Source organism: Dyadobacter sp. CY356 (genome assembly GCF_021440195.1).
Taxonomy (GTDB): domain Bacteria; phylum Bacteroidota; class Bacteroidia; order Cytophagales; family Spirosomataceae; genus Dyadobacter.
Window position 1 is genome coordinate 348,687 of the sequence record NZ_JAJTSZ010000001.1, and the last position, 13,556, is coordinate 362,242.

The 13,556-nt window shown below is 39.6% G+C and carries 7 protein-coding genes; 6 read left to right on the plus strand and 1 reads right to left on the minus strand.

What is annotated here, in order from left to right; all coding sequences use genetic code 11:
- Nucleotides 1–152 precede the first annotated feature (152 nt).
- The 4 genes from LXL81_RS01525 (at nucleotide 153) to LXL81_RS01540 (ending at nucleotide 5,944) form a co-directional block, all read left to right on the plus strand.
- Nucleotides 153–458, plus strand: coding sequence for a hypothetical protein (locus tag LXL81_RS01525; RefSeq protein WP_234644939.1), 306 nt, complete (start codon nucleotides 153–155; stop codon nucleotides 456–458).
- Between the two features lie 278 nt (nucleotides 459–736).
- On the plus strand, nucleotides 737–2,530 hold the full coding sequence (locus LXL81_RS01530) for an STN and carboxypeptidase regulatory-like domain-containing protein (RefSeq protein ID WP_234644940.1): 1,794 nt from the start codon (nucleotides 737–739) through the stop codon (nucleotides 2,528–2,530).
- Nucleotides 2,531–4,183: 1,653 nt separating this feature from the next.
- Nucleotides 4,184–5,236, plus strand: coding sequence for a hypothetical protein (locus LXL81_RS01535; protein ID WP_234644941.1), 1,053 nt, complete (start codon nucleotides 4,184–4,186; stop codon nucleotides 5,234–5,236).
- Nucleotides 5,237–5,431: 195 nt separating this feature from the next.
- Nucleotides 5,432–5,944 carry a CHRD domain-containing protein gene (locus LXL81_RS01540; protein WP_234644942.1) on the plus strand — a complete coding sequence of 171 codons (513 nt, stop codon included), beginning with the start codon at nucleotides 5,432–5,434 and terminating at the stop codon, nucleotides 5,942–5,944.
- A 64-nt stretch (nucleotides 5,945–6,008) separates the two neighbouring features.
- Here the strand turns inward: LXL81_RS01540 and alaS are convergent, their stop codons facing one another.
- On the minus strand, nucleotides 6,009–8,657 hold the full coding sequence (gene alaS, locus LXL81_RS01545; RefSeq protein ID WP_234644943.1) for an alanine--tRNA ligase: 2,649 nt from the start codon (nucleotides 8,655–8,657) through the stop codon (nucleotides 6,009–6,011).
- A gap of 435 nt (nucleotides 8,658–9,092) precedes the next feature.
- On the opposite strand from alaS, the gene LXL81_RS01550 reads away from it, so the two are divergent.
- Entirely contained in the window at nucleotides 9,093–9,482 is a 390-nt protein-coding gene (locus LXL81_RS01550) for a hypothetical protein (protein ID WP_234644944.1), read from the plus strand.
- Between the two features lie 853 nt (nucleotides 9,483–10,335).
- A complete protein-coding gene (locus tag LXL81_RS01555; protein WP_234644945.1) occupies nucleotides 10,336–13,473 on the plus strand; it encodes a TonB-dependent receptor in 3,138 nt (1,045 codons plus the stop codon).
- Nucleotides 13,474–13,556 lie beyond the last annotated feature (83 nt).

Consider the following 13,556-nt stretch of genomic DNA (forward strand, 5'->3'; position numbering starts at 1 on the left):
TTTTTTGTCAAATGAATAAATCGTTTAATTAAAATTGTCTGTTAAAATTTTAATTGCACCGATCGGGTAATTCATGAGCTAATAATTTTTTAGACTAATTCGTATATTAGCCGGAGTTAATTCCAATGTCACACCTAAAAACAGACTTAGAAATGAAAAATTTGAAGGCAATTATGTTGATTTTGTTCCTTGCCATTACCGGGACAACGTTTGCCCAAACTGCAACACCTGCGGTAAAAACGACGGTAACAAAAAAGAAAACGGATAAAGACGCGACTGTTACAAAAGTTGACGTGAAGACAAACGCGGCGGCAACGCAGCCTGGTGCCAAACTGAAAAAGGATGGTACACTTGATAAACGTTATGCCGAAAATAAAAATCTTAAAAAGGACGGAACCCCGGACAAGAGATTTAAAGCTAATAAAAAGGATTCTTTGAAAGCAGGTAAAAAACCTTGATTTTTGGAATTGGTTTAAAGGGAAAGTACAGAAGGCTGCAAATTTTTTTGCAGCCTTCTGTACTTTTATACGGTTTTGCTGAATTTTTGGTGGCTTTAAATAGGGGTTTCTCCCTGTCCGGTTGTCATTGTGTTATATTGCATATAGTTTTGAGAAAATAAGGAGACTTTGCTGCAAGATTTAATTTTTACGAAGTACACTTCGATCCGGAATGACAGTTACCTGTTTTATTATGACTCTTTATTTACAGGATGAACCGGATTCATAATTATTTCAGAATGAGCATGATTACAGCACTTTCATTCATGCTATCGGTTTGTTATGCCCAAAGTTTGCTGAATAAAAGTGTTTCGGTTTCGGTTAAAAATAAGCAGGTTTCAGAGGTTTTAAAGATTATTGGCGCGCAAGGGAATTTTAGTTTTTCTTATAACAGCGATATCATTCCGGGCGATAGTATAATAAGTATTTCTGTTCATTCAAAATCCGTTAAACAGGTGTTGGATGTGATATTGCGGGGAAATTATCAATTTAAAGAAGCAGGTGATTTTCTAATAATTCAAAAATCTGCGAAGGAGAAATTCTACCATATATCCGGACAGATTTTTGATAGCGAATCTGGAAAAACCGTTGATTTCGCAAGCGTCTATTCCAGGCAATTATTGACGTCTGCATTGACGGATAATGACGGTGTTTTCAAACTCAGGATGCGTGACAAAAACTTTCCTATATTGCTAACCGTAAGTAAGGTTGGGTACGCCGATACCACAATCATTGTAAATTCCGATATATCATCCTCTGTAAACATCACTTTGAACCCAAAGGCGATTGATCTGGACACACTCATTGTGAAATATTCCGAAGGAGGAAATTCCTGGCTTGTAAGGCGGTTTGTGTCCTCCCGGCTCCGTTTGCAAAGCCGGAATATAAGCCGGTTTTTTGTGGCACTGCCATACCAGATATCATTAACGCCCGGGTTAAGTTCCCACGGCAAAATGAGCTCCCAAATTGTAAATAAGCTTTCTATCAATATCTACGGTGGTTACACTGCCGGTGTGAATGGTGTTGAGATTGGAGGACTTTTTAATATTTCCAAAAAGGACGTACGGTATTTACAGATGGCATCTACTTTCAACGCCGTTTCCGGGCATGTTACCGGCGTCCAGATTGGAGGTGTTTATAATCAGGTTTTAGATTCGCTAGTTGGCGTTCAAATGTCTGGTTTTGCAGGTTGGACGAAAGGTAATCTGAAAGGGGTTCAGATGGCTGGATTGTATAATAAAGTTTCCGGAAATATAAAAGGTATCCAGGTTTCCGGTGGCGGAAATGTTACAAAAGGAACGATAAACGGAGGGCAGATCAGTGGAATTTTCAATAAATCCATGCAGGCCATGCACGGGTTTCAGATTAGCGGTGGCGTAAATATTGCAAATGAAAAAGTTTCTGGGCCACAGATCAGCGGAATTGGTAACATCAGCAAAAAGGAGACAAACGGTTTGCAGCTAAGCAGTATGTTTAATTATGCAAAAAATCTGAAAGGTGTTCAGATAGGTGTCGTGAATCTTGCAGACAGTTCTTCCGGGTATAGTTTCGGGTTGCTCAATATTGTGAAAAATGGTAAAAGAACAGTTTCTGTTTATGGAAATGAAATGTTGCCTTTAAATATAGCCTGGAAATCAGGCAGTAAAAAACTTTATAATATTCTAACTGTCGGAACGTCTGTTGGTGGAAGTAAGGCCTTTACATTCGGTTTTGGTATTGGTAGGGAATTTAAAATCAATAAAAATCTTACGCTGCATGCTGAAATTATCGATCACAATATTTATCTAGGAACCTGGAAAGATCTGCCGGTTCTTTACCGTTTCCAAAGCGGGCTTAATATCAAATTAAGTAAATCTCTTTCACTAAGCGCCGGCCCCGCTTTTTCAATGTTTTATTCTGAACAAAAGGAATTTAAAAATAACTATCAGTCCTTTTCTGACAAAGGGTTTATGCGCTTCAAAATGAGCCAGAATGGATATGCCTGGTTAGGCTGGCAAGGTGGCTTGAGCTGGAACTACGGGTCGATATTTTAGCAAGCAGCTTTGGCTAAAGCCGGAAAGTATGTGTCTTTCTCCCGACCCCAGGTTTAAACCTGGGGTTAATTTTTTATGGCTTATGGCTATCAATTTCACTGGTGGAATCCCAACCAATTCGGGCTCAAAAACAGACCGAGGCTTCGATCTCAGTAGTAGCAATCCAACAACTTCGGACCAAAAAAATTAACCCAGGGTTTCAACCTTGGGTCCGGAATGGTCCACCAATTTTCCTGGCTTTAGCCCGTAGCATTGTCGGAAATTTCTCTATTGAAGTTAGCGTATTGCTATACTCAATTATCTAAAATATATAAAGCAAGAGAAATTAATAGCAGGTAGATATAGTTGGTTGGGCTGGGATTATTTGTTGATCTTACAGGAAATTGCTCTGGCTAAAGCCGGCAAGTATGTGGTAATCTTGCGACCCCAGGTTGAAACCTGGGGTTAATTTTTTATGGCTTATGGCTTTCAACTTCACTGGTGGAATCCCAACCAATTCAGGCTGAAAAGACAGACCGAGGCTTCGACCTCAGTAGTAGCAATCCAACCACTTCGGCCCAAAAAAAAATTCAAAAAAAAATTAACCCAGGGTTTCAATCCTGGGTCCGGAATGGTCCACCAATTTCCCGGGCCTTAGCCCGTAACATTATCGGAAATTTCTCTATTGAAGTTAGCGTATTGCTATACTCAATTATCTAAAATATATAAAGCAAGAGAAATTAATAGCAGGTAGATATAGTTGGTTGGGCTGGGATTATTTGTTGATCTTACAGGAAATTGCTCTGGCTAAAGCCGGCAAGTATGTGGTAATCTTGCGACCCCAGGTTGAAACCTGGGGTTAATTTTTTTGGCTTATGGCTTTCAACTTCACTGGTGGAATCCCAACCAATTCGGGCTAAAAAACAGACCCGGGTTTCAACCTCTATGGTGGAATCTTAACCTATTTCAGGTCAAAAACAAACTCAGGGCTTCAACCTTAATAGTAGCAATCCAACAACTTCGGGCCAAAAAAATTAACCCAGGGTTTCAACCCTGGGTCCGGAATGGTCCACCAATTTCCCGGGCTTTAGCCCGTATCACAGGCGGAAATTTTTCCATGGAAATAAGGGGATCGCTATACTTGATTGTCTAAAATACATACAGCAATAGAAATTAATTGCAGGCAGATATTGGTGATTAGGCTGGGATTATTTGTTGATCTTACAGGAAGTTGCTCTGGCTAAAGCCGGCAAGTATGTGGCAATCTTGCGACCCCAGGTTTCAACCTGGGGTTAATTTTTTTGGCTTATGGCTTTCAGCTTCACTGGTAGAATCCCAACCAATTCACGCTAAAAAACAGACTCGGGTTTCAACCTCTATGGTGGAATCTTAACCAATTTCAGGTCAAAAACAAACTCAGGGCTTCAACCTTAATAGTAGCAATCCTAACCAATTTGGGCCAAAAAAATTAACCCAGGGTTTCAACCCTGGGTCCGGAGTGGTCCACCAATTTTCCGGGCTTCAGCCCGTATCATAGTCGGAAATTTTTCCATGGAAATGAGGGGATCGCTATACTTGATTGTCTAAAATACATACAGCAAAAGAAATGAATTGTAGGCCTGCAATTTCTAAACTCTGACTGCCGTGATTTTAGCAATTATAAATTTTGACAAAATGAAAATCTATTTCAATTCTCTTAGAATATCTCTGGCCATCAGTTTTTTGCTCGTTTGCTTTTCAATTTCCGCTGTGGCACAAATTGAAAAAACACGTTTAATGCATGTTGGGCTTATATATCCGGTAAGTTCAAACGGACTAAATGCAGCAGAATTTACTAACAAATTTTCCCTCCACGCGATTAGTGGTATCTCAGGAAATGAGACGGGAATTGCGATTTCAGGGGTTGCCACCGTTGTCAAGGAAAACGCAAAAGGAGTTCAGGTCAGTGGAGTAGCCAATGTAATCGGGAATTCTGCTGATGGCATTCAGATTGCTGGTTTTATGAATCTTATTCGGCACAACGCGAAGGGACTGCCCATTGCCGGTTTGTTAAATTTAAGTGAAAGCGCCGGTCCTGCACAGATTGCCGGATTTAGTAATATTACAAAGGAGTCAGTTAATGGAGTGCAAATTGCCGGATTTCTTAATAAGTCCAAAAATGTAAATAGCCAGATTTCAGGATTCATCAATTTGGCAAAAAACGTTAAGGGTGTACAAATTGCCGGATTAATTAATATTGCCGATAGCAGCGACTATCCGATTGCCTTATTAAATTTTGTAAAAAACGGTGAGAAATCAATTGGAATCACTGTGGACGAAACTGCAACTACAATTGCTTCATTCAGATCTGGTGGGAGGGTTTTATATGGGATTCTGGGTGTTGGATATAATTTGAAAAGCGACAATAAATCGCTGTATGGTTTGGAGGCAGGTTTGGGCGTCCATATCCCAATTGCGTCTAAATTCAGGATTAATGCCGAACTGGCAAACCTGATGTTGACAGATTTCAAAAGCGGGGATTACTTTAAAAATTCATTACGAATACTTCCTACATTTAAGATCACAGATAAGTTTGAAATATTTGCAGGACCGTCCATTAACTATGTGAAATATTCCAAAGGAAAGGGAGACGATCTGAACAATAACTATCTATGGAAAAAGACCAGCGGAAAGGATTTTAATGGACTTTATTTAGGTTTTAATGTCGGAATTCAATATATTTTATAAAGCAAAAACTTTGGTCTTCATTAATATTTCACATTGTCGCCAATTTCGTCAAAAAGGGAACATAATCTACAATATGTTGATTGGCTGATGTTTGGTTAAACCTTAACAATTATAGAGTTAGCCTTTTTCCGTGAATTGGTATTATTTTTTTCTGATGGCTCGTTGATAACCAATTTTCCACTTAATTCAACGAGTATGAACAGATTGACAGAAATGAAGAAATTTGCGTTTATAGGTATCTGCGTCTTGAGCGTTGCCTGGGGCTGTAAGGATGACGATGATGATGTGACACCGCCTGTTGATATTTTGCCAACTTTAAAAGTTACCACCACACTTTCAGGAGCAAATGAAAGGCCGGCAAATATGTTAACCGCTACTGGAACGGTGGATGGAACGTTGGATCAGGAGACTAATATTTTAAAATTAAACATAGCTTACAGCGACACTTCTGCGTCTGATTCTGCCGGGCTAGATTCGAGCAGCACCTTCTTACCAACCGCCTGGAAAATATATAAAGGGGCTGTTGACGATACTACTGGTACGGAAGTAGTTGATCTTGGTACTACCTTTACGACCCCGTTTGCATTTACCGATACCCTTACCGCCGCTCAGGCTGCCGATTTAAAGGCAGGATTGTATTTTGTTAATATCCATACAAAGGAATATCCAAATGGAGCAATCCGTGGACAACTGTCTGCGAAAGAGTAATATCAAAAAGTCATAAAAAAAGCGGGACCAGATCGATCCCGCTTTTTTTATGACTTGTCATTATTTAAAATAATCCTTTGGCTTTTTCAAGTGCCTTGTCGAGGCCGCTTGCATCCGAACCTCCCGCAGTTGCGAAGAAAGGTTGTCCGCCTCCACCACCACGAATCTCCTTTGCAAGATCTTTCACAATAGTACCTGCATTCAAGCCAGAACTTTGCACAACATTTTCGGCAATAAATACCGATATCTGAGGTTTTCCTGCCACTTCGGCACCAAATACAGCGATGAGATTTTCAACTTGCTCACGCAGTTCGTATGAAAGCTGTTTTAGGGATTCAGCACTTGGTACGTTTACTTTCTCAATAATCAGATTGAAACTTTGGTAGCTCCTAACCTTGTCCAGCAATTGTATTTTCAGGCTCTGGATTTTTTCATTTTCCAATGCTTCAATCCGTTTTTGCAACAGCGTACGCTCTTCAAGTAAATTTTCAACCGCCTTCACAATATCTTTCGGACCTTTTAAAAGTTCTTTGAGCTGCACCAGGGTTTCTTCCTGCTGACGCATTATTTCCAATGCTTTTTCACCCGTAACAGCCTCCACACGGCGAACACCGGCAGAAACAGAACCTTCGGAAATAAATTTGAAAACACCGATTTCGCCTGTTGAAGGAATGTGTGTTCCTCCGCAAAGCTCAAAGGAGAATTCAGGGTCAAAGATGATCACTCTTACAAAATCCCCATATTTTTCACCAAATGTAGCCGTGGCTCCCATCGCAATGGCTTCCTGAATGGGTACATTGGTCATTACTTTTAACGGAATATTCTCACGGATTTTTTCATTAACACGGTCTTCAATCTTTTTCAGTTCCTCGTCGGTAACTTTTGAAAAATGGGAAAAGTCAAAACGTAGTAATTCATCATTCAAATACGAACCCTTCTGTCCGATATGCGTACCCAGTACTTCACGCATTGACGAAAGCATCAAATGCGTGGCCGAGTGATTTGCCTTTATTTTATTACGACGGTCTTCATCAATATGTGCCACAACGATTCCTGCATTTTGCAGTGCTTCGTCAAGATTTTTATCTTTTGAAATATGAACAAAAAGATCATTTTCCTTTTTGGTATCAATAATGTTGACAACCTTGGATTCACCGTTTACATTGAAATGCAATGTTCCCGTATCTCCAACCTGTCCACCCATTTCAGCATAAAAAGGTGTGCGGTCCAGAACGATATGATATTCGTCGCCGGTTTTTGTTTTAACCTTACGATATTTTACAATGTGGCTATGCGTTTCTTCAAAATCATAACCCAAAAACTCTACACCATCCGATTCGCGAAGTTCGATCCAGTCGGTCGCCTCCTTGGCAGCATCCTGTCTTGATCTTGCTTTTTGAGCTGCCAAAGCATCCTGAAAACCGGCTTCATCAATAATAAAACTTTTTTCCCGGGCAATCAATGCCGTCAAATCAACAGGAAAACCAAAAGTATCGCTTAGTTCAAAAACTTCATCGCCTGCTATGACATTCGTTTGTTTTTCTTTTAACGAAGTCATAATGATATCAAGGCGTTTAAGTCCCGATTCAAGCGTGCGCAAAAAGCTTTTTTCTTCTTCCAGAATTACTCTTGTAACAAATTCCTCCTGTGAAGTAAGCTCAGGGAAAACATCCTTAAACTGCTCCGAAAGAACAGGTATCAGCTTATGAAAAAACGGTTCGGAGAATCCCAGATAGGAATAACCGTAACGAACGGCCCGGCGTAAAATCCGGCGGATAACATATCCCGCTTTTACATTGGATGGTAACTGCCCATCTGTAATAGCAAAAGCCACGGCGCGGATGTGATCAGAAATTACGCGCATGGCGATGTCCGTAAAAGGCTCATCACTGCCATATGTTTTTCCGGATAACTTTTCCAAAACCTGAATTGTATTCTGGAAAACATCCGTATCATAATTTGACATTTTTGCCTGAACAGCCATACAAAGTCGTTCAAAACCCATTCCTGTGTCCACGTGGGTTGCAGGAAGAGGAATTAATGAGCTGTCAGCTTTACGCTCAAACTGCATAAAAACCAGGTTCCAGATTTCCACAACCTGAGGATGATCATTGTTAACCAAAGATTTTCCCGAAATCGTATCCACATCCGTTTGCGGACGCAGATCAATATGTATTTCTGAACAAGGTCCACATGGGCCGGTATCGCCCATTTCCCAGAAATTGTCTTTTTTATTTCCAAGAATAATCCGGTCTTCACCTACAATAGGTACCCACAAATCCCATGCTTCCTGATCAAACGGGACACCGTCTTTTGCATCACCTTCAAAAACAGAAACGTAAAGCCTCTCCTTTGGCAGCTTGTAAACTTCTGTCAATAACTCCCATGCCCAGGTAATCGCTTCTTTTTTGAAATAATCTCCAAACGACCAGTTTCCCAGCATTTCAAACATTGTGTGATGGTAAGTATCAAACCCAACATCCTCTAAATCATTATGTTTACCTGAAACGCGAAGGCATTTTTGAGTATCGGCAATGCGACGTGAAGGTGGTGTGCCATTACCTAAAAAGAAGTCCTTGAACTGTGCCATTCCCGAGTTATTGAACATCAGGGTGGGGTCATTCTTGGCTACCAATGGAGCCGAAGGAACAATAAGGTGATCTTTACTACGGAAAAAATCCAGAAAAGACTGGCGTATCTGATGCGAAGTCATTGTATGTAATTAGGTACTAAATCTCTATGAAAATGTTTGTAAAGTTAGTGAAAAATGCAATTTGGTCATGATGGCGGGGCTATTAATTACCAACTTAGGTTTTTCTGGCCTCAAAAGCTTTCTTTTTTCAACGATATTTATACAGGTTTGAAATAATAAAAATATCGGAACATCAGGCGACTTTTCTGGCCCGGGATCGGTTTTGAATATAGAAGATGAGAATCATTTATTTCAAATTCGCGGTCTTGTTAATTTATGATGAAGGAAATTGGAATTCTGTTTTTATTACAATAGAGTATAAAAGCAAATGAAGCTCCTTTTTTAAATAATCAACAAGTAAAGATTGACACCAAGTAAAATTTTTAAATAACTGACGGATGTGTTTTGTTTACCGGAACAAACAAACATTCGCTTAACACTCTTAATGTGCTACTGATGAAACCCTATTCGGAGTATTCGGCCGAAGAGTTGGCAATGGAAAACCTCTTTATCCGATGGGTACGTTTTCCTAATGACCCACCCATACGCTCTTTTTGGGAAAACTGGATGATAAAATATCCAAACAAAATAGATACCATTGATCAGGCGCGTAAATTGGTTTTAATTACATCAGAATGGAAGCCGGAAGCGCTTTCTAATCAGGATGTTAATTCTTTGTGGGACCGTATCAGGACTTCCCTGGAAATTATCAAGGAAAGAGAACCAGGTGACTTTCAGCAAGAACCATCCCCTGAAATATTGAAGTCGAACAATATCATCCTTGGCGTTATTTCGATGGCTTTGATTGGAATTTTGTGCTTTATCTTCCTGATCTTTATTAAGTGATCCTGTACTTCCTGTGCTTTGGATTTTTAAAAAATACTGAACAATTCCCCCATTCCCATCCCCGGAACTTATCGTTAAAAGTATCATTCAGGTTCTTTTTATAGCTGCTCAGACAGCTTAAATTCTTTTATTTATTCATAATTTTATGGTTTTAAGGATATCTTTTAGATTTCCCTAACGTACTGTTTTAGTCTTTTTTTGGTGAGTTTTTACTGCAATTCAGATACGGTTAATAAAGTAAGATACTCAAAAAGTGCAATTTTATTGACTTTTTATAGAATTTAAAAAACAAGTATTTTACCTCCAATTGTCAGTATTTTACCATAAAATATTTGATGATCCATATAATGGCAACGTTCCCGATAACGATTGCATAAATAAAATTCATCTTTCCTTTTCAATTGTCTTCTCCTTTCTATAATCTCAACCAGAAAACAGGAATTGTACTTTATATTCAAAAAACTAGATTTATTGGTTTTGTTCAACACGTAGATTTTGTTTGTATGGTATGAATGAGGTAGTTAAAATTCCTGATATGCCTTAGTTTTCAGAATAAGTTTTCAAGGTTCTCTAACCGTTAAATTTTAAAGATGGTGAACCATTGATGATTATTCGGTTACAAGGTGTCTGCTTCAAACCTGATCATCATTCCTATTAATTCTGAAATTCCTTTCGCTTTTAGTTGCCTTAAAATAATAACAAAACTGGCCATAATTCTAAACGAAAAGATGGAAAATGATTATCTTATAAATATTTTATGAAAAAATTAAATCATTTATAGGGGTAGGAGATAGTTTTCGCGTCAGCAAGATTGAGTTTTAAAACATTTTTAATTCTAAAGTCACAATACAGTATGAAAAAAAACTTTACGAGCATTAGGCAATACTTATTCGGTTGTGCCGTGATGAGTGTAATGAGCCTGAGCGTTTCAGCCCACGGCTCTTCACTGAGTTCAGGAACTTCTCCAAAAGAAACAGCAATTGACAAAACGATATCCGGGCAGGTATTATCCGTTGAAGATAACTCTCCGGTTCCGGGCGTATCTGTGGTGTTGAAGGGAAGCAGAGTTGGTACAAATACAGATGCGGATGGTAAGTTTAAAATTGATGTACCTGATAACTCAGCTGTACTTGTGTTTTCATCCGTTGGATTTGTATCACAGGAAGTACCGGTTGGCACTAAAAGTACCATCGACGTGGTGCTAGCCAGTGATATGAAAAATTTGAGTGAAGTTGTTGTTGTTGGTTATGGTACGCAAAAGAAAAGCCAGTTAACCGGTGCAATTTCCTCTGTAAGCTCAAAAATGATCAACGAAATGCCGATCACCAACCTTGGGCAGGCCTTGCAAGGCCGTGTGGCCGGGGTGGATGTAGCGCAGTCGGGAAGTAAGCCGGGAACAGTACCAAAAATTCTTATCCGTGGCCGCCGCTCATTCAGTGCCGGAAATAATCCGCTTTATGTTGTTGATGGTATTCCACTTTCTGGTGACCGCAATGAATTACTGGCAACTCGTCCGTTCGATTTTGTATCCGGTGGGTACGAGGACATGAATCCAAATGACGTTGCATCCATGGAAATCCTTAAAGATGCTACGGCAACTGCAATTTATGGAGCGAGAGGTGCCAACGGGGTTGTTTTGATCAGTACAAAAAGAGGCCCTTCCAAAGGAAAAACTACTGTAAGTTATGATACTTACGTAGGTTCTACCAATGCTTTGGACAAAGTTAATTTGATGACCGGCGCAGAGTATGCTGAATTGAAACGCGAGTCACGCAGGACAACAGGGACTTATAAAGATGAGGCCGGTAATCTGGTTCCTACGGGTACTACGGATGCTTATGCAGACTCAAAATTATTTGAAGCAATAGAACTTGACGGAATTGCAAATAACCGCACGACAGATTATCAGGATATGATGATCCGCAGTGGTTTTCAACAAAATCATTCACTTGGTGTTCAGGGAGGAAATGAAAAAACACAATTTTATATTTCAGGCGGTTTTTTCAAAGACAAAGGTATTATACCCGGGCTTGATTTTACACGTACTTCAGTTCGGGTAAATCTTGATCATAATATCAACAAACGCGTTAAAGTCGGGATTTCATCGTATACTATGTATAGTGTACGTAATGGAGCCAACAGAAATCCTTATGGTTTAACCTTACCGCAAAACCCGTTAGCACGTGCTTATGACGATGCCGGAAAGCTTATTTTCGCACAAACCACGGATGCTCTTTTGACAAACCCAATGGCAGAGCTTGTTAAAGGTGCACAGATTGATCAAACCAAGAAATATCGTTTCTTTAACAGTTTGTATGCCGAGGTTCAGATTCTTCCGGGATTGAAATACCGTGCTAATTTTGGTCCGGATTTCAGTATTTCACGGGCTGGCCGTTTCATTGGCGCACAAACAAATGAAATTAAAGGCGGGCAACCAAAAGCAAATACAAACAGCCAGTTTGGTTTCAATTATACAATTGAAAACATTCTTACTTATGGAAAAACTTTTGGAACCGTTCATAATTTTAACGTAACGGCTTTACAATCAATTCAGCGTGACAATTTTGAATATAATAATATTGCAGTGCAAGGGGTTCCGGTAGAAGGTCAGGAATTTTATAATGCTGGTAATGCTGGTTCTGTTTTAGGTGTAGGAAGTAATCTTATTCAGTGGACGCTTAACTCATACATGGTTCGTTTGAATTATGATTATAACGACAAATATCTGGTAACAGTAACAGCACGTCGTGACGGGTCAAGCCGCTTTGGGGAAAATACCAAATACGGTAACTTTCCAGGTGTTGCCCTGGCATGGAACATTTATAACGAACCGTTTTTTAAAGGAATTAAATGGATCGATCAGTTGAAAATCCGTGCGAGTTATGGTAAAACGGGTAACCAGGGTGTGTCGCCATACCAGACTCAGGGATTACTTAAACGTACTTCTTATGCGTGGGGAACTTCTGCTGCTTATGGTTATCGCCCAAATTCAATCGGAAATCCTGATCTTAAATGGGAATCGTCCGGTACAAAAAACATAGGTATTGATTATAGTTTCTTCGGAAACCGGGTTTCAGGTTCTATTGAACTGTATCAAACCAATACCACTGACCTGCTTCTTTCAGATCAGCTGCCAACTTCAATCGGATTTAATGCTGTAACCCGTAATGTCGGTGAAACTCGTAACCGTGGTATAGAGATCGGGGTTTCAACCGTCAACGTTAACTCAAAAAGTGGTTTCAAATGGAGCACTGACTTTGTATTCTATAAAAACAAGGAAGCAATTCTTTCTCTATACAATGGTAAAGTGGATGATACAGGAAACAAATGGTTTATTGGACATCCGCTTAACTCATTCTTCGACTATAAGAAAATCGGGATCTGGCAGCTTGGCGAAGAAGATGCAGCAAAAGCACAGGGATTTACAGTTGGGCAGGTTAAACTTCAGGATACTGACAAAGATGGTAAGATCACAGCCAATGACCGCGTAATTCTGGGTTCAGATATTCCTTCATGGCAAGGTGGTATTACCAACCGTTTCAGCTTCAAAGGAATTGATCTTTCGTTTTTTATCTTTGCCCGTGTAGGTCAAAAAATTCTTAGCAAGTTTCATCAGGATAACCTTACTTTACAAGGTCGTTACAACCAGATCAAAGTAGATTACTGGACTCCAAAAAATCCAACGAATGAATTCCCGAGACCAAACTTTAACCAGGAGTTCCCGGTTTACAATACTTCGTTTATCTATTTTGACGGTTCTTTCGTGAAGGTTCGTAACATCAATATTGGTTATACTTTCTCTCCGAAATTTGTACAAAAACTTGGTTTGGAATCACTTAGGTTGTTTTCAAGCATCCAGCAGCCATTCATTTTCTCAAAATACCGCTCGAAATACAATGGTATAGATCCTGAATCATCTGATGGAAACGTTAACAGCGATGTAACACCTGCAACAAGGATTACAACTTTTGGACTAAACATCAAATTCTGATCAGGCTGCCTGCCGGATGTTTTTTGCAAACGGTTATAGAAAAGGTTAACAGGAGTGGCCAGTTACAACAATCTTAAATTTAA

Coding starts and splice junctions, on each gene's coding strand:
- LXL81_RS01555 (WP_234644945.1), top strand. CDS start 10,336: ATGAAAAAAAACTTTACGAGCATTAGGCAATACTTATTCGGTTGTGCC.
- alaS (WP_234644943.1), bottom strand. CDS start 8,657: ATGACTTCGCATCAGATACGCCAGTCTTTTCTGGATTTTTTCCGTAGT.
- LXL81_RS01535 (WP_234644941.1), top strand. CDS start 4,184: ATGAAAATCTATTTCAATTCTCTTAGAATATCTCTGGCCATCAGTTTT.
- LXL81_RS01540 (WP_234644942.1), top strand. CDS start 5,432: ATGAACAGATTGACAGAAATGAAGAAATTTGCGTTTATAGGTATCTGC.
- LXL81_RS01550 (WP_234644944.1), top strand. CDS start 9,093: ATGAAACCCTATTCGGAGTATTCGGCCGAAGAGTTGGCAATGGAAAAC.
- LXL81_RS01530 (WP_234644940.1), top strand. CDS start 737: ATGAGCATGATTACAGCACTTTCATTCATGCTATCGGTTTGTTATGCC.
- LXL81_RS01525 (WP_234644939.1), top strand. CDS start 153: ATGAAAAATTTGAAGGCAATTATGTTGATTTTGTTCCTTGCCATTACC.